This is a genomic window from Kitasatospora viridis (assembly GCF_007829815.1).
GTDB classification, from domain to species: Bacteria; Actinomycetota; Actinomycetes; order Streptomycetales; family Streptomycetaceae; genus Kitasatospora; species Kitasatospora viridis.
Genome location: NZ_VIWT01000001.1, coordinates 4,354,313 through 4,370,094, shown reverse-complemented (window position 1 = coordinate 4,370,094; position 15,782 = coordinate 4,354,313). Strand labels below are relative to the sequence as shown.

The following is a 15,782-nucleotide window of genomic DNA, read 5'->3' as shown; positions in this document are numbered from 1 at the left end:
GGCACGGAACTCGGCCAGAGCCTCGTGGGCCACCCGCTCGGCCGGCAGGTCACCCTGCACCCCCGGCCGGCGGACCGTCGAACTCCCGCAGCACCCTGGCCACCAGACCCGACTGCATGCCGGCGGCCAGCGTCCGCGCCTGGTCGGCGGTCGCGGCGGCCCGGGTCGGGTCGCCGGTGCGGCGGTAGGAGTCGGCCAGCCGGACCAGCAGCAGGGCCCGGGCCCGGGCGGCGGGCAGGCCGGCCACCGCCTCGGCGAGCAACGGGCGGGCGTGCTGGTGGTCGTCCAGGAAGAGCCGGGCGCAGCCGATCAGCCCGGCCAGCTCGGCCCGCTGGGCGCCGCCCGGCAGCGCCGCCCAGGCCCGGTCGGCGGCGGCCTCGGCGGCGACCCGGTCACCGTTGCGGCCGTGCGCCAGGGCGAGCCGGCCGAGCTGGCGGGCCAGCTGGTAGGGGGCGAGCAGGTGGCCGGCGGCGGCCAGCGCGGCGCCGAGCAGCTCGGCCGGGTCCAGGCCGCGCCCGGCGCCGTAGTAGGTCAGTTGGACCGTCAGGCTGCCCACCACGCTGACCGCGAGCCCGGGTTCGCCGGCCACGTGCGCGGCCCGCAGCGCGGCCACGTAGGCGCGCTGGGCGGCGGCCTCCTGGCCCAGGTCGGCGCCGGCCCAGCCGACCAGCCGGGCCAGCCGGCCGGCCGCGCCGTACAGCGCCCGGCCCAGCGCCTCGTCCTCGGCGTAGCTGCCGAGCTCCAGCAGCTTGCCCACCATGGCCAGTTCGGCCCGGGCCGGCTCCAGCACCAGGCCGCCGCCGCAGGCCCGGCCGAGCCGCCGCAGGCCGGCCCAGCCGGCCTGCAGGTCGGTCAGCTGGTCGGCCGTCACCGGCAGCGCGCCGGTGCCGCCGGTGAGCGGGGGCGACGGGGCGGACCACTGGTCCACCGCGCGGGCCAGCTCGTCGCCGCGGAACAGGTCGGTCAGCCGCACGGGGGCCACCTGCAGGCCGGCCTCGTGCAGCGCGATCTGCGCGGTCTCGGCGGTCCACGGGTCGGTCAGCAGCCGGGCGGAGAGCACCTTGGCGCCGCGGTGGCTGCCCATCCGGCCCCAGAGCTGCTCGTAGGTGACGGCGATGCCGACCGCCCGGCTGAGCACCTCGCAGACCGCCTGGTCGTGCGGGGCCCGGGGCACCATGCCGCGGTCGCGCCACTTGTAGGGTGCGGTCTGACTGATCGACAGGCCCGGCGGGAGCACCAGGTTGACCTCGCGGGCCAACCGCTCGGGGCTCCAGGCCAGCTGGTGCAGGATCCGGGCGAGCTCTTCGTTGCGGATGCGGGCGAGGTCGGCCATTCCCCGACCGTAACCGGCATTCGGCCGGTTACGGGCCACCTCACGAGGAAATCACTCCGAGTGATCAAGGCCGCCGAACGGGCCAGATATTTCACCAGGTCTGACGGGGTAACCGACTTCTGGCGTAACCCAAGACGGTCACTCAGCGTAGGACAGCGCGCCATCCCCGATCCCGGAAGGGTCACCCCGTGCGTCCAACCGCCCTGCTCCTCAACCGCGCCACCGCGACACCCCCGCCGCTGCCGACCCGACCCCCGCTGGCCCGCCGGGTCGGCCGGCGGCGCGGGCTGCTCGCCGCCGCCGTGGTGGTCAACCAGCTCGCCTACGGCGCGGTGTACTCCTGGAGCATCCTCTCGGCCGGCCTGCAGTCACCGACCGGCGGTTTCGCACTCGGCCGGGACGAGGCCGGACTGCCGTTCGCCACCGCGCACGCCGTGGTCTTCATCGGCACCGTGCTCGGCGGGCTGCTGCTGACGGTCCGCCAGCGGCCGGACGGCACCCCGGGCACCCGGTCCCGGCAGTCGCCGCGCCGGATCGCCGCACTGGCCGGGCTGCTCTACGCGGGCGGCTACCTGCTGGCCGGCTGCGCGCACGGCCGCTCCGACTTCTGGCTGGTGCTGCTCGGCTACGGCGGGATCAGCGGGGTCGGCCTGGGGCTCGGCTACATCGTGCCGACCACCATGCTGCAGCGCTGGTTCCCCGGGCACCGGGCGCTGGCCGCCGGGGTGGCCACCGGCGGGTTCGGCCTCGGCTCGGTGCTCAGCGCGCCGCTCTTCCGGCTGCTGGTGGCGCACTTCGCGGCCGATCCGGCCCGGGTGCTGCTGGTGCTCGGCGCCGTCTTCCTGGTCACCACGCTGGGCGGCGCCGCCTTCTTCGGCGACCCGCCGGTGCTCGCCGCGCTGCCCGCGCAGAGCGGCGCGGCGGGCCTGCGGCCGGCCCAGGCGCTGCGCACCCGGCACTGGTACCTGCTGACCCTGATCCTGTTCTGCAACACCGCCGCCGGGATCAGCATGCTCTCGGTGGTCGCCCCGGCGGCCGGCAGCCTGACCGGGCTCGGCCCCGCCATGGCCGCCGTGCTGACCGGTGTGCTCGGCGTCTTCAACACGGTGGGCCGCCCGCTCTGGGGCTGGCTCTCCGGCCGCACCGGCCTGCTGAACGCCTTCGTGCTGATGCTGCTGGCGCAGGGGATCGGGCTGCTGGCGCTCTCCCAGGCGCGCTCGCCCTGGCTGTTCCTGGCGGTGGCCGCGCTGATCTGCCTCTGCTTCGGCGGCGGGTTCGCCACCATGCCGGCGGTGGTCTCGGAGTTCTTCGGCCTCGCGCACGCCGGCGCCGTCTACGGGCTGATGCTGATCGGCTGGGGCATGGCCGGGCTGGCCGGCCCGCTGACGGTGGCCTGGCTGGCCGCCCGGTACTCCTACTCGGCGGCCTTCCTGGTGCTCGGCGCGGCCACCGTGGCGGCGGCCCTGCTGCCCCGGCTGACCGGGCGGCCGCAGCGCGGCTGACAAGGCGTCAAAACAACGAGGCACCTACGAAATTTCGTAGGTGCCTCATCAAATCCTGTGGAGCTATGGGGAATCGAACCCCAGACCTCTTGCATGCCATGCAAGCGCTCTACCAACTGAGCTATAGCCCCGAGCATTTTTTTGCCGCCCGACCGGTTTCCCGCGGCGACACGACTTACTTTACACGGTCGGACCGGTGCTTCACGAATCCGTTCCCGGCGCCACCCGCGGCAGCGGGCGGCGCCGGGTCCGGGCGGACCCTCCCCGGCTCAGCCGAGGTTCGCCGCGCGCCGGGTGCGGAGGGCGAAGCCCGCGGCGATCACGGCTCCGACGATCATGAAGACGGTGGTGACCTCCATCGCGTGGCCGGAGGCCGAGGCCCGGGCCGGGAAGTTCACCGCGCCCAGGAAGATCGTGCCGAGCAGCGAGACGCCGACCACCTGCCCCAGCTGCACCATGGTGACCATCACACCGCTGGCGTCCGGGGCGTCGGCCGGTGCGACCCGGCTGAGCGCCCGGGCGAAGAGCGGGCTGTAGGCGAAGCCGGCCGCCACACCGTTCACCAGCAGCAGCAGTTCGACCCCGAGGTCCAGCTGCCGACCACCGCTCACCAGCACCCCCAGCGCCAGGTAGCCGACCCCGCCCACCAGCAGGCCGATCATCGGCAGCGGCAGGTGCAGCCGCTTCGGCAGCCGGTGCCAGTGCAGCCCTGAGACCCCGAACCCGACCGCCACCGGCGCGAAGGTCAGACCGGCCCGCAGCGGGCTGTCGCCCAGGCCCGCCTGCAGGTGCATGGCGAAGGCGAAGAGGAAGCCGGAGAAGTTGAACATGATCAGGAAGAGCGCGCCCGCGCCGGCGGCCAGGCCCGGCGAACCGAGCACCCGGCCGTGGATCAGCGGCTGCCCGCCGCGCCGCGCGATCCGCCGCTCGACCTGCGCGAACAGGCCGAAGGCGAGCACCGAGCCGGCCAGCATCAGCCAGCCCCAGAGCGGCCAGTGCAGCTCGTGGCCGAGCACCAGCGGCACCACCAGCAGGCCGATCGCGACCGCCAGCACCAGCAGGCCGACCAGGTCGAGCCGGCGCTCCCGGTCCTTCGGCAGGTGCGGCAGCGTGCGATGGCCGAGCGCGAGCAGCACCAGCCCGATCGGCACGTTGATCAGGAAGACCGGGCGCCAGGCGCTGCCGAAGAGGTCGGCGCTGACCAGCACCCCGCCCAGCACCTGCCCGACCACGCTGCCGCCCGCGATGACGGCCGTGTAGACGCCGAGCGCACGGGCCCGCGGGGCGCCGGTGAAGGTCTTCTGGATCAGGCTCATCACCTGCGGGACCATCAGCGCCGAGCCGATGCCCTGGAGGAACCGGAAGCCGATCAGGGTCGCGGTGGTCGGGGCCAGACCGCAGGCCAGCGAGGCGATCGTGAAGCCCGCCAGGCCGAGTTGGAAGAGCTGGCGGTGGCCGTACCGGGCGCCGAGCCGGGCGCCGGTGATCAGCAGCACCGCGTAGGCGATGGTGTAGCCGGCGATCACCATCTGCAGGCCGGCGCCGGAGGCGTGCAGGTCGGTGCTGATGGTGGGGGCCGCGACGTTCACCACGGCGACGTCCAGGATGGCCATGAACTGGCCGGTCAGGATGAGTGCGAGCACCAGGCCCGGGCGCCCGCCGCGGGCGGGCCGGTCGGCCTGCGCGGGGACGGCCGCCGAGTGCGGCCGACTGGTCTGAAGGTCCGTCATGGAACCAGACTGGCCCCGCGCGGATACTGGTGGTTAGAGCCTGCTGATCCTGGTACCGGCACTACCTGCCAGATCACCGGACAGTACGTCAGTATGGGTTCATGACCGCGCTGGCCGAACGCTCCGACCCCGCCAGAACCGCCCCCGAACCCACCCGCCGGACCGAACTCGCCGCCTTCCTGAAGGCCTGCCGGGCCCGGGTCTCCCCGCAGGACGTCGGCCTGCCGCCCGGCCTGCGCCGCCGCACCCCCGGCCTGCGCCGCGAGGAGGTCGCGCAGCTCGCCGGGGTCGGGGTCACCTGGTACACCTGGCTCGAACAGGGCCGCCCGATCAACGCCAGCGACCAGGTGATGACCGCGGTCTCCCGCGCGCTGCTGCTGGACGAGGTCGAGCGGGACCACCTGTTCCGGCTGGCCGGCCTGCCCACCGGCGAACTGTCCGACCTGATCTGCCCCTCGGTCGACCCGGCGATGCAGGTCATCCTGGACGGGCTGGCGACGATGCCGGCCGCGATCTGCAACCGCCGCTACGACGTGCTCGCCTTCAACCCGGCCTACGACGCGCTCTTCCCCGGCGCCACCCGCGCCACCGCCCCGCACGGGCGCGGCAACTCGCTCTGGTGCGCGCTGACCACGCCGGACTGCTGCAACCCGTTCCTGAACCGGGACGACGAGCTGCCCAGGATGGTCGGGGTGCTGCGCGCCGCCTACGCCTCCCACGTCGGCGAGCCGATCTGGGAGAACTACCTGCGCGAACTGTGCGCGGTCAGCGGGCGGTTCCGGCAGCTCTGGGAGAGCCAGCAGGTGGCGCCGGCCACCACGGTGCTCAAGGTGTTCCGGCACCAGGCGGTCGGCGAGATCCGGGTCAAGGCCTCCTACCTGACCATGCCGGGCTCCCCCGAGGTCTACATGGTGGTCTACACCCCCGAGGGCCGGCTGGACCGGGAGCGGCTGGAGTGGGTGACCGCACACCCGGACGCGCCCGTCGCCGACCACGAGCACCACTGAGCCGCAGCTGCAGCGCTGCTGCCGGCGCCGGCAGCCGCCGGCTGCGCGGGCACGGCCGGGAACGACTCAGGGCCGCCTCCCGGTGGGAGACGGCCCTGATATCCGGTGGAGCTATGGGGAATCGAACCCCAGACCTCTTGCATGCCATGCAAGCGCTCTACCAACTGAGCTATAGCCCCGCGATCCCGTGCGGATCCCTGCGGAACCGTCCGGTGCGGAGTGGAGCTATGGGGAATCGAACCCCAGACCTCTTGCATGCCATGCAAGCGCTCTACCAACTGAGCTATAGCCCCTCGGCCGGGAGGTCCGCCGCCCTGGTGGGCCGCGTTCCTTCCCTGCGAACGAGGAAGACTCTAGCTGGTCAGGCCCGGAATGACGAAATCCCGGCGAGCAGGGCCTGAACCAGCGGGGTCGCCGGCCTTCGGAGTGCGCGGCTCAGGACTCGTCGCCGATCACCGGCTCCGGCAGGGTCCCGGCGTTGTGCTCCTGCAACCGCCAGCCGTGGGCGCCGCGGCCCAGCACCGACCAGCAGCAGTTGGACAGCCCGCCGAGGACCTCCCAGAGCGCGGGGTCCAGGCCGAGCAGCCGGCCGAGCATGGTGCGGATCGTGCCGCCGTGGCTGACCACCACCAGGGTGCCGTCCGCGGGCAGCTTCTCGAAGGCGGTCAGCACCACGGGGACGGCGCGGTCGGCCACCTCGCTGGCCAGCTCGCCGCCGCCGCGGCGGACCGGCTCGCCGCGCCGGAACGCGTCGTACTCGTGCGGGAACCGCTCGCGGATCTCGGTGTGGGTCAGGCCCTGCCAGCTGCCCGCGTACGTCTCCCGCAGGCCGGCGTCGTGGCACACGTCCAGGCCGGTGAGCCGGGCGAGTTCGCCGGCGGTGTCGGCGGCCCGCTGCAGGTCGGAGGAGACCAGCAGGTCGGGCCCGAGCCCCGCGAGCAGCCGGGCGGCGCGCCTGGCCTGCTCGCGGCCGGTCTCGGTGAGCGGAATGTCGGTGCTGCCCTGGAACCGGGACTCCAGGTTCCAGGAGGTCTGGCCGTGCCGCCAGAAGACGATCCGCGGTCCCCCCGCGCGGCTGGTCAGCTCAGGTCCTGGAGGAAGCCGACGGCGTTGCCGGCGTCGTCGGTCGCGGCGTCCTCGGGACGGTTGCGGGTGGCCAGCGCGTCCTCGGGCAGCGGCAGCTCGGGGCAGTCCTTCCAGAGCCGGTCGAGCGAGTAGAAGGAGCGCTCCTCGGAGTGCTGCACGTGCACCACGATGTCCAGGTAGTCGAGCAGGATCCAGCGGCCCTCGCGCTCGCCCTCGCGACGCACCGGCTTGATGTCCAGCTTCTCGCGCAGCTGGTCCTCGATCTCCTCGGCGATCGACTTCACCTGGCGGTCGTTGGTGGCCGAGGCGATCAGGAAGGCGTCGGTGATCGACAGCACGTCGCTGACGTCGAAGGCGACGACGTTGTGCGCCAGCTTGTCGGCCGCGGCCTGGGCGGCGACGTTGATGAGTTCCTGCGAGTGTTCGGTTGCGGTCACGATGTTCTCTCGGCTCGGTGGCTGGGTGGGGGCACCTCCCGGCCGGAGGCTGGGGGGAGTTCCGCATCCAGGATCTCACGCCCGACCGGGCCGCCACCGCGCCTTTCGGAGCGGCCCGGGGCGGCCCGGGGCGGGCGCTACTGGGTCTTCGGCGGCTGGTAGTCCTTGCCGAGCACCACCAGCAGGTCGACGGTCTGCGGGTCGGTGACCTTCTTCACCGCGCTGTCCGGCAGCCCCAGGCTCTGCGCCAGCGAGTGCGCGGCGGCCGCCCGGGCGTCGTCGGTGTAGCGGATCTCGCTGGCCGCCTGGGCCGGCGCGGTGCCGCCGTTCGGCACGAAGGTCAGACCGGCGTTGATCACCTGGGTCTGGGCGGACTGCGCGTTGCCGCCGGTGCCGGTGGCGTCCACCAGTCCGACCCGGGCCGGTGCGTTGGTCACCGCGGCGGTGTGCACGGTGCCGCCGAGCACCTGCTTGACCATCGCTCCGGCGGTGGCCTCGTCGATCGAGCCGTCCGGCTTGACCGGCAGCTCACTGGTGCTCAGGTGCCCCGCCGCGGACTGCTGGTTGAGCTGCACCAGCACGCCGGCCAGCGCCTGCTCGGGCAGCGAGGGGTCGAGCACGGCGCCGATCCGGTGCACGTCGTCCTGGGCGTCCGGCAGGTCGTTCGGCATCGCGGCGATCAGCGCGGAGAGCACCTGGCCGAACCGGCGCAGCTGGGTGTCCCGGGTCTCGCCCTGGCCCTGGTAGGTGGCGTAGGCGACCGCGGCGTCGCCGGTGAGGGTGCGCTGGCTGCCCTTCTCGACCAGCACCTTGCCGTCGGGGCCGGTGATCTGGACGTCGGTGTCCACCTTGATCCCGCCGATCTGCGAGACCAGCAGCTGCAGGTAGGGGGTGTCCAACCGCCAGGTGCCCTTCACCGGGGCGCCGAGCATGGTGGCCAGCGCGTCCCGGACCGGGGCGGCGCCGATGGTGTTCAACGCGTCGCCGGTGTCCACCGTGCCGCCGTTCGGCGAGGGCAGCTGCAGGGTGTCCGGCAGCAGCAGGATCGAACCCTTGTGGCCCGAGCTGTCGTTGACCAGCAGCGCGGTGCTCACCTTGCCGGTCAGCTCGTGCAGGTGGACCACCACCACGTTGCGCCCGCCGGTGGCCTGCGCGGCGGTCGGGCTGCCGAAGAGCGTGCCGTTGGCCCACAGGTAGCCGACCGTGCCGCCGCCGACCAGCAGCAGCGCCACGGCGCCGGCGAGCAGCCGGGTGCGCAGCTTGCGGCGGCGCTCGTCCCGGCGCTCGGAGCGCGACTCGGCGAACTTCAGCCAGTCGATGACGTCCTCGGACTCCTCCGCCTCCTCGTCGACGAAGGTGAACTCGCCGGTCTGGTAGGAGTCCTGCTGGGTCTTCGGGCGGCCGGCGGGCCGGCTGCCGCCGACCATCTCGGAGCGCTCGGGGGCGGGCTCGGCGGCCGGGGCGGGCTTCGGCGCCTCCTGCCGCGGGCGCCGCGGCGCGGGGGGCGCCGGCGGGGCGGGCGCCGGGGGCTGGGGCGGTGCGACCGGCGCGGCGGCGGCCGCCTGCGCGGGGGCCGCCGGGTACTGCGGCTCGGCGGGGTACTCCTGGTAGTACGGCTGCTGGTACGGCTGCCCGTAGCCGGGCTGCTGGTACCCCTGCTGCTCGTACCCGGACTGCTCGTACGACGGCTGCTGGTACGGCTGCTCGTAGCCGGGCTGCTCGTAGACCGGCTGGCCGTAGCCCTGCTGCTGGTCGTAGAACGGCTGCTGCTGGTAGCCCTGGCCCTGGTAGGCCTGCTCGCCCTGGTAGTGCTGCGCCGGCTCGGCGTACCCCTGGTACTCCGGCTGGGCGTAGTACTCCCCGTAGGGCTGCTGCTGCTGGGCCTGGGCCTGCGGGTGGACCCCGGCGGCCCAGTCGCCGTCGTCGGGCCCGTTGCGGTCTGCCGTTCCGGTCACGCCGTCCCCAAGCTCTTCCGTGTGTCCTGATCGCCGGTCGGCCGGCTCAGCCGGCGTCCCGGTAGAGCGCGCGCTTGTCGATGTAGCGCACCACTCCGTCCGGCACGAGGTACCAGACCGGCTCGCCCTTGGCCACCCGCATCCGGCAGTCCGTGGAGGAGATCGCCAGTGCCGGCACCTCGACCAGCGAGACGCCGCCGGCCGGCAGCCCTGGGTCGGTGAGGGTGTGGCCCGGCCTGGTGCAGCCGATGAAGTGGGCCAGCGAGATCAACTCGTCGGCGTCGTGCCAGGAGAGGATCTGGGAGAGCGCGTCCGCGCCGGTGATGAAGAACAGGTCGGCGCCGGGGTGCTGGGCCCGCAGTTCGCGCAGGGTGTCCACGGTGTAGGTCGGGCCGCCGCGGTCGATGTCGATCCGGCTGACCGAGAACTGCGGGTTCTCGGCGGTGGCGATCACCGTCATCAGGTAGCGGTCCTCGGCCGGCGAGACCGTCCGGTCGCTCTTCTGCCAGGGCTCCCCGGTGGGCACGAAGACCACCTCGTCGAGGTGGAACGCGCTCGCCACCTCACTGGCCGCCACCAGGTGGCCGTGGTGGATCGGGTCGAAGGTCCCGCCCATCACCCCGAGGCGCCTGCGCCGCTGCGGCCTGCTCTCTCCCGTCATGCCGCCACACCTTACGCGACGAACGGAACGGGCAGCCGACCGCGGAGCGCCCGGTGCTCCCGGGTGCTCCGAGCGGCCGGGCGGCGGCTCAGCGGTCGCGGTTGAAGCGGGTGGTGATGAAGAGCAGCAGCAGCAGGATGAACAGCGCGCTGCCACCGGTCAGCAGCGGGTTCAGGCTGGAGTGGTTGGAGCCCTCGGCCAGGGAGGTCAGGGCGGGCAGGGCGCTTGAGGTCATGTCGGCAGGGCCTTCTCGACTCGGTGGGGGCCAGGACGCGGGTCCCGGGACCGGGGCGACCCGCGCGCTCATCGTACGGGGCCCCTACACGCAACCGCGCGGCGGCTCCCCGCGTCTGACTCCAGGTGAGGTGTCAGTTGTCGCGGCCGGCCCGGAGCAGGATCCAGGCCAGCAGCACGACGCCGACCAGCGAACCGATCACGACCAGACGCAGGAAGAGGCCCGGACCGGGGCCGCCGGAGATCGGTGCGGCGAGGGACACCAGGGTGGCGGGGGACATCGGCGGGCTCCTCGGAGGGTGCGTCTTTCTTTCGGGCGGCCAGCTTAGGCCGCCTTCACACCGGCCCGGTGCACCACCCCTGGTGCGCGCCCCCGGCCACCCCTGCGGGGGACGTCCGGCGGCGGTCGCGCGTTGAGAGTCATCACAGTCGAGTCGAGAGGGACGCAGCAGTCATGACCGATTCCACCCGAGCCGCCGGCCCGGCCGACAAGGTGCCGAGCCGCCGCCGGCAGCGGTTCCCGGAGATCTCCACCCGCGCCTGGGAGCACCCGGCCGACCGGTCCGCGCTGGTCGCCCTGCGCAAGTTGACCGGGTTCGACGACGTGCTGAAGAAACTGGCCGGCCTGGTCTCCGAGCGCAGCGTGCGGCTGATGTTCCTGGCCACCGCGGTGAAGACCTCGGAGCGCCAGTACCCGGAGCTGTTCGACATGGTCCGGGACGCCGCCTACGTGCTCGACCTGGAGCAGGTCCCGGACCTGTACGTGACCCAGGACCCCAGGGTCAACGCGATGTGCATCGGGATGGACGCCCCGGTGATCGTGCTGACCACCGGCCTGGTCGAGCTGCTGGACGAGGAGGAGCTGCGGGCCGTGATCGGCCACGAGGTCGGGCACGCGATGTCCGGCCACGCGGTCTACCGGACGATGCTGCTCATCCTCACCAACCTGGCCAGCCGGATCGGCTGGGTGCCGCTCGGCAACCTGGCGATCATGGCCCTGGTCACCGCGCTCAAGGAGTGGTTCCGCAAGGCCGAACTCTCCTGCGACCGGGCCGGCCTGCTGGTGGGTCAGGACCCGCAGGCCTCGATGCGCGGCCTGATGAAGCTGGCCGGCGGCCACAACCTCGGCGAGATGAACGTGGACGCCTTCCTGGAGCAGGCCGAGGAGTACGAGAAGGCCGGCGACCTGCGCGACGGCGTGCTCAAGCTGCTCCAGGTGCTGCCCCAGTCCCACCCGTTCGCGGTGGTCCGGGTGGCCAAGCTCAAGCAGTGGTCGGAGAGCGAGGAGTACCGCTCGATCATGGCCGGCGCCTACCCGCGCCGGGGCGACGACCCGCAGGCCAAGGTGGGCGAGCAGTGGCGGGCGGCCGCCGACTCCTACGGGAAGTCGATCAAGGAGAGCAAGGACCCGCTGTTCTCGCTGCTGCGCGACATCGCGGACGGCGCCGGCTCGGTGGGCGGCAAGCTGCGCGACACCTTCACCGGCGCCGGCAAGAACGGCACCGGCCAGGAGGAGGGCGAGGAGAAGTAGCCGCCCGGCCGCGGGCCGCCGCCCCCTCCCGGGGGCCGCGGCCCGCTGACCTATCCTCAACTGGTGCGCCTACTGAGGGTCGCCCGGCAGCGGGCCGGCAGCGGGGAACGGCCGGGCGGCCACGGGGTACGGCTCCGGGCCGCCGCTGCCGCCCTGCTCGCCTCGGCACTGGCCTGCACGGCGGGCACCGCCTGGGTCGGGCGCAGCGTGCGCGGCCAGCACGAACAGGCCGCCGCCGACCGGGCGTTCGCCGCGCTGCAGGACGTCTCCGCCAGGCTCCCCGGCGCTCCCGGCCCGGAGTACCCGGGCTTCGCCTACGCCCTGGTCGCACCGGACGGGCAGTGGGTGCGCTCGGTGGGCCTGACCGATCCGCGCTCCTTCGACCCGGTGGTGCAGCTGCCGCCGATCGCCCCGCAGCCGCCCGGGCCGGGGGCGCCCGGACTGTTCGCCCCGGACACGGTCACCGTGAGCTACCCCCCGGGCAGTGCGCCGAACGCCCGCTCGGCCGCCCTGGGCGAGGGCCCCTACCAGTTCCTGCGCAGCCTCACCGCCGGGCAGCTCACCGTCTACGTGCTGATCGACCCGCTGCCCGCCGAGCGGGCCGGCGAGCGGGTCACCGCACTGCTCGGCTGGGTGGCCACGCCCGCGCTCTCGGTGCTGGCCGCCGCGCTCGCCTGGACGGCGGCCGGTCTGACGCTGCGTCGGCGGGCCGCCGAGTCCGGGCCCGCCACGGCCGCTGCCCCGCCGCCCGCCGCGGACCCGCTGCCCGGCGACGGCCTGCTGCCGTCGGAGCGCACCGTCGAGCTGCACGACCTGGTGGCCGCCCAGCTGGCCGAGCGGGCCCGGACCGCCCCGGGGCTGGCGTTCACCGGCGAGCTGGCGCCGGTCACGGTGCGTGGTCGCGAGGTGCTGCTCGCCCGGGTGGTCCGCGGGCTGCTGGACGACGCCGTCCGGCACGCCCGCAGCGGGGTCACCGCGAGCCTGCGCCGGGCCGGCGGACTGGCCGTGCTCACCGTGGCCGCCGACGGCCGGGTCGAGCCGGACGGCGACCGGACGGCCGGCCTGGCCCTGGTGCGCACCGCGGTGCACGCGCTCGGCGGCACGGCCACCGCCGGGGAGCCCGGGTGGGCGCCCGGCGCGTGCCTGGTGGTGCGGCTGCCGGCGGTCAGCCGGTCGGACCGCCCATGACCGCGCAGCCCTGCCAGGCCGGCTGCGAGCGGTCGCCCGGGTTCACCGCGCCGGGCTGGGCGGCGGCGGCCACCGGCCCGGGGGCGAGCGGCTGGAGGTACTCGGCCTGCGCCACGCCGCAGGCGCTCGGCCCGGCCTGCTGCGCCACGTCCACCACCCGCAGCTGGCCGTCCAGCACGTCGCTGCGGTCGAGGTCGAAGCGCACCTCGCGGCGCACCGTGTAGAGGGTCACCGGGCCGGTCACCGAGGCGCCGGCCGGGCGCAGGGCGTAGACCAGGGTGTGGTCGGCGGTCAGCTCCAGGGTGGAGGGGTCGAGTTCGTGCACGCCCACGCTGCCGGCCACCTTGACCGTGTCGCTGGCCAGCGACACCTTCATCGGGTCGAACCGGACCATCCAGCCGGTCGCACTGTGGTGCTGGTCGTCGGCGGGCGCGTCCACGCTCTGGTCGAACTGGCCCTGCTCCCCCGGCGTGACCAGCGCCCGCACCGGCCCGGTCTCGCCCTGCGCCAGCACCACCTGGGTCAGCTCGGAGGCGACGAGGTAGCGCCGCACGGTGTCCACCGCGGCGGCGACCTGGCTCTGGGTGAAGTGGGCGGTGCCGGTGCGGGCGGCAGGCAGGCCGAAGCCGGCGCTGCCGTCCGCGTAGCCCGCCGCCGCCGAGAGGTTGGCGAACGGGCTGCTCGGGTCGGCGGCCACGACCGTGCCGCCGGGCGGGCTGAGCGCGGTCAGCTCGCTGGTCAGCTGCTGGCCGACCGGGCCGCCAGCCTCCTGCTGCGGGGCGGTCACCCCGAAGTACACGGCGGCGCCGAAGGCCACCACGATGAGCAGCAGCAGGGTCAGCGCCTGCCGGGGCAACGAGGCGAGCAGGCCGAGGCCCAGCTTGTGCCGGATCGCCCGGGGCGCGCCGCCGAGCCGCTCGTCGGCCGACAGCTCGGTGATCCGGGCAGCACGGACGAACGACTCGTCGAAGACGACGGATCGGTACTCGTCATCGCTTCCGGAACCGCCCTCGGGCGCACCCTCCGGAGGCTCACCCGGGTCACCCATGAGTCCAGGGTAGAGCCCGTCACCGGCCCGGAACGAGGCCTTGGCGGCAACTTCCGGGAACGGCCTCAGCCGGTGGGCTGCGGGACGGCCGGGAGCACCGGATCGGCCCGGGCCGCGGTGGCCGCCGGGGAGGCCGGACCGCTGGTGCCGACCACCGGTCGGCGGCCGGTGCCGTTGCCCGCGCCGCGGTAGACGGCCGCCACCGCGATCGCCACCAGGCTGACGCCCATCACGATCACCAGCACCCAGGCCAGCGGCCGGTGCCAGCGCTGCTGGGCGATCTGGCCCCGGGAGGCGGAGCGGGCGCCGTAGCCGGGCCAGCGGGCCGCCCGGCGGCGGGCCCGGCCGTAGCCGGAGCCGACCCAGGGCTCGGTGTAGATCCGGTCGTCCTCGCGGCCGGCCGGGTGCGGGCGCAGCTCCAGCGGCAGCCCGTCGTAGCGCTCGGCGGCCGGTTCGCGGGCCCGGCCCGCGCCGCCCGGCTCCGGTTCGTTCCGGGCCTCGGCGGCGGCCATCTGACGCTCTCGCGCGCTGGGCTCGTGCACCGCGGCGGAGCGGACGAACGCCTCGTCAAGGACCACGGTGGCGAACTCGTCGTCCGCAGCACCGTGGTCGTCGCCGTCGGAGTACGGCGAGTCCCCCACATCCTCAGCCACGGGGCCAGCGTATTACCGGTCGGGCGATTTGTCTGTGGCTCCCGGCACTTGGAACGCCCGCCGGTGGACCCGGTTGCTCCGGTCAGCCGCTGACGGCCCGCCACTAACCCCGCACGTGCCCGTCGCCGGTCACGATGTACTTGGTCGAGGTCAGCTCCGGCAGCCCCATCGGGCCGCGGGCGTGCAGCTTCTGGGTGGAGATGCCGATCTCGGCGCCGAAGCCGAACTCGCCCCCGTCGGTGAACCGGGTGGAGGCGTTGACCGCGACGGTGGTCGAGTCCACCAGCTGCGTGAAGCGCCGGGCGGCGGCCTGCGAGGTGGTGACGATCGCCTCGGTGTGCCCGGAGGACCAGCGGCGGATGTGCTCCACGGCGGCGTCCAGCGAGTCCACCACGGCGGCGGCCAGGTCCAGCGAGAGGTACTCGGCGGCCCAGTCCTCGTCGGTGGCCGGCAGCACGGTGGCGGGCGTGCCCGCGGCGAGCGCGCGCACCGCCTCGTCGCCGTGCACCGTCACCCCGGCCTCGGCCAGCGCGGCCAGCGCGAGCGGCAGGAACTGCGCGGCGACGTCCTTGTGCACCAGCAGGGTCTCGGCCGCGTTGCACACGCTGACCCGCTGGGCCTTGGAGTTGAGCAGGATGCCGACGGCCATCGCCAGGTCGGTCTGGGCGTCCACGTAGACGTGGCAGTTGCCGGTGCCGGTCTCGATCACCGGCACGGTGGAGCCCTCCACCACCGCCTTGATCAGCGAGGCGCCGCCGCGCGGGATCAGCACGTCCACCAGGCCGCGGGCCCGCATCAGCTCGGTCACCGAGTCGCGGCTCTCGCCCGGCACCAGCTGCACCGCGTCGGCCGGCAGCCCGGCGCCCTCGACGGCGTCCCGCAGCACCTCGACCAGCGCGGTGTTGGAGCGGTACGCGGAGCCCGAGCCGCGCAGCAGCACCGCGTTGCCGGACTTCAGGCAGAGCGCCGCCGCGTCCACCGTGACGTTCGGCCGGGCCTCGTAGATGATGCCCACCACGCCCAGCGGGACCCGGACCTGACGCACGTCCAGCCCGTTCGGCAGGGTGTAGCCGCGCAGCACCTCGCCGACCGGGTCGGGCAGCCCGGCCACCCGGCGGACGTCCTCGGCGATCGCGGCGATCCGCTGCTCGGTCAGCGCCAGCCGGTCGATCACCGAGTCCGCGGTGCCGGCCGCCCGGGCCCGCTCGACGTCCTCGGCGTTGGCCGCGGTGATCTCGGCGGCCCGCGCGGTCAGCGCCTCGGCGATCGCCAGCAGCGCGGCGTCCTTGGCCGAGCGCGGCAGCGGGGCGAGTGCGGCGGCGGCCGTACGGGCGCGCCGCGCGGTGGCGAGGACGGGGCTGTCAGTGGTCGTCATGGCCGAAGCCTAACGACTGCCGGCCCGCCCGCCCGCCGCCTT

Annotated in this window: 15 protein-coding genes and 3 tRNA genes; 4 read left to right on the top strand and 14 right to left on the bottom strand. The window is 74.3% G+C overall.

The genetic code is table 11. The annotated features are described in order from the left end of the window. Nucleotides 1–49: 49 nt before the first annotated feature. On the bottom strand, nt 50–1,333 hold the full coding sequence (locus FHX73_RS44765) for an NsdA family TPR-like regulatory protein (RefSeq protein WP_170304967.1): 1,284 nt from the start codon (nt 1,331–1,333) through the stop codon (nt 50–52). 188 nt (nt 1,334–1,521) lie between these two features. On the opposite strand from FHX73_RS44765, the gene FHX73_RS19645 reads away from it, so the two are divergent. Further along, a complete protein-coding gene (locus tag FHX73_RS19645; protein ID WP_145906234.1) occupies nt 1,522–2,835 on the top strand; it encodes an OFA family MFS transporter in 1,314 nt (437 codons plus the stop codon). A 58-nt stretch (nt 2,836–2,893) separates the two neighbouring features. Here the strand turns inward: FHX73_RS19645 and FHX73_RS19640 are convergent. Both FHX73_RS19640 and FHX73_RS19635 read right to left on the bottom strand, forming a co-directional pair. Continuing rightward, nucleotides 2,894–2,966, bottom strand: a tRNA-Ala gene (locus tag FHX73_RS19640). A gap of 138 nt (nt 2,967–3,104) precedes the next feature. Continuing rightward, on the bottom strand, nt 3,105–4,565 hold the full coding sequence (locus FHX73_RS19635) for an MFS transporter (protein WP_145906233.1): 1,461 nt from the start codon (nt 4,563–4,565) through the stop codon (nt 3,105–3,107). A gap of 101 nt (nt 4,566–4,666) precedes the next feature. On the opposite strand from FHX73_RS19635, the gene FHX73_RS19630 reads away from it, so the two are divergent. Continuing rightward, on the top strand, nt 4,667–5,572 hold the full coding sequence (locus FHX73_RS19630) for a helix-turn-helix transcriptional regulator (protein ID WP_145906232.1): 906 nt from the start codon (nt 4,667–4,669) through the stop codon (nt 5,570–5,572). Between the two features lie 106 nt (nt 5,573–5,678). On the opposite strand, the gene FHX73_RS19625 is transcribed toward FHX73_RS19630, so the two are convergent. The 8 genes from FHX73_RS19625 to FHX73_RS44755 all read right to left on the bottom strand — a co-directional run bounded on the left by FHX73_RS19625 (nt 5,679) and on the right by FHX73_RS44755 (nt 10,226). Next, nucleotides 5,679–5,751 (bottom strand) — tRNA-Ala (locus FHX73_RS19625). Between the two features lie 41 nt (nt 5,752–5,792). After that, nucleotides 5,793–5,865: transfer RNA gene (locus tag FHX73_RS19620), tRNA-Ala, on the bottom strand. A 142-nt stretch (nt 5,866–6,007) separates the two neighbouring features. Further along, the gene (locus FHX73_RS19615; protein ID WP_145908399.1) at nt 6,008–6,655 is read right to left on the bottom strand and encodes a histidine phosphatase family protein; all 648 of its coding nucleotides are present in this window, start codon (nt 6,653–6,655) and stop codon (nt 6,008–6,010) included. Continuing rightward, entirely contained in the window at nt 6,652–7,095 is a 444-nt protein-coding gene (gene rsfS, locus FHX73_RS19610) for a ribosome silencing factor (protein ID WP_145906231.1), read from the bottom strand. Before rsfS ends, FHX73_RS19615 begins: the two co-directional genes overlap by 4 nt. Nucleotides 7,096–7,232: 137 nt before the next feature. After that, complete coding sequence (locus tag FHX73_RS19605; protein WP_145906230.1) at nt 7,233–9,050, bottom strand: LCP family protein; 1,818 nt, start codon at nt 9,048–9,050, stop codon at nt 7,233–7,235. A gap of 46 nt (nt 9,051–9,096) precedes the next feature. Further along, entirely contained in the window at nt 9,097–9,711 is a 615-nt protein-coding gene (nadD, locus tag FHX73_RS19600; protein WP_145906229.1) for a nicotinate-nucleotide adenylyltransferase, read from the bottom strand. An 88-nt stretch (nt 9,712–9,799) separates the two neighbouring features. Beyond that, nucleotides 9,800–9,946 carry a hypothetical protein gene (locus tag FHX73_RS44760; protein ID WP_170304966.1) on the bottom strand — a complete coding sequence of 49 codons (147 nt, stop codon included), beginning with the start codon at nt 9,944–9,946 and terminating at the stop codon, nt 9,800–9,802. A gap of 133 nt (nt 9,947–10,079) precedes the next feature. Further along, the gene (locus tag FHX73_RS44755) at nt 10,080–10,226 is read right to left on the bottom strand and encodes a hypothetical protein (RefSeq protein ID WP_170304965.1); all 147 of its coding nucleotides are present in this window, start codon (nt 10,224–10,226) and stop codon (nt 10,080–10,082) included. Nucleotides 10,227–10,399: 173 nt separating this feature from the next. Between FHX73_RS44755 and FHX73_RS19595 the strand changes: the two genes are divergently transcribed. Together FHX73_RS19595 and FHX73_RS19590 are read left to right on the top strand one after the other, a co-directional pair. Next, nucleotides 10,400–11,476, top strand: a complete 1,077-nt coding sequence (locus FHX73_RS19595) for a M48 family metallopeptidase (RefSeq protein ID WP_145906228.1) — start codon at nt 10,400–10,402, stop codon at nt 11,474–11,476. Between the two features lie 63 nt (nt 11,477–11,539). Beyond that, nucleotides 11,540–12,664 (top strand): histidine kinase, encoded by a 1,125-nt coding sequence (locus FHX73_RS19590; RefSeq protein WP_145906227.1) that lies wholly within the window; start codon nt 11,540–11,542, stop codon nt 12,662–12,664. Here FHX73_RS19590 and FHX73_RS19585 read toward each other — a convergent pair. The 3 genes from FHX73_RS19585 to FHX73_RS19575 all read right to left on the bottom strand — a co-directional run bounded on the left by FHX73_RS19585 (nt 12,642) and on the right by FHX73_RS19575 (nt 15,740). After that, on the bottom strand, nt 12,642–13,712 hold the full coding sequence (locus FHX73_RS19585) for an SCO2583 family membrane protein (protein WP_145906226.1): 1,071 nt from the start codon (nt 13,710–13,712) through the stop codon (nt 12,642–12,644). The genes FHX73_RS19590 and FHX73_RS19585 overlap by 23 nt on opposite strands. 65 nt (nt 13,713–13,777) lie before the next feature. Continuing rightward, entirely contained in the window at nt 13,778–14,365 is a 588-nt protein-coding gene (locus FHX73_RS19580) for an SCO2584 family spore wall biosynthesis protein (protein ID WP_145906225.1), read from the bottom strand. 103 nt (nt 14,366–14,468) lie between these two features. Further along, on the bottom strand, nt 14,469–15,740 hold the full coding sequence (locus FHX73_RS19575; RefSeq protein ID WP_145906224.1) for a glutamate-5-semialdehyde dehydrogenase: 1,272 nt from the start codon (nt 15,738–15,740) through the stop codon (nt 14,469–14,471). Between the last annotated feature and the right edge of the window lie 42 nt (nt 15,741–15,782).

Coding starts and splice junctions, on each gene's coding strand:
- nadD (WP_145906229.1), bottom strand. CDS start 9,711: ATGACGGGAGAGAGCAGGCCGCAGCGGCGCAGGCGCCTCGGGGTGATG.
- FHX73_RS19630 (WP_145906232.1), top strand. CDS start 4,667: ATGACCGCGCTGGCCGAACGCTCCGACCCCGCCAGAACCGCCCCCGAA.
- FHX73_RS44755 (WP_170304965.1), bottom strand. CDS start 10,226: ATGTCCCCCGCCACCCTGGTGTCCCTCGCCGCACCGATCTCCGGCGGC.
- FHX73_RS44760 (WP_170304966.1), bottom strand. CDS start 9,946: ATGACCTCAAGCGCCCTGCCCGCCCTGACCTCCCTGGCCGAGGGCTCC.
- FHX73_RS44765 (WP_170304967.1), bottom strand. CDS start 1,333: ATGGCCGACCTCGCCCGCATCCGCAACGAAGAGCTCGCCCGGATCCTG.
- FHX73_RS19585 (WP_145906226.1), bottom strand. CDS start 13,712: ATGGGTGACCCGGGTGAGCCTCCGGAGGGTGCGCCCGAGGGCGGTTCC.
- FHX73_RS19595 (WP_145906228.1), top strand. CDS start 10,400: ATGACCGATTCCACCCGAGCCGCCGGCCCGGCCGACAAGGTGCCGAGC.
- FHX73_RS19635 (WP_145906233.1), bottom strand. CDS start 4,565: ATGACGGACCTTCAGACCAGTCGGCCGCACTCGGCGGCCGTCCCCGCG.
- FHX73_RS19575 (WP_145906224.1), bottom strand. CDS start 15,740: ATGACGACCACTGACAGCCCCGTCCTCGCCACCGCGCGGCGCGCCCGT.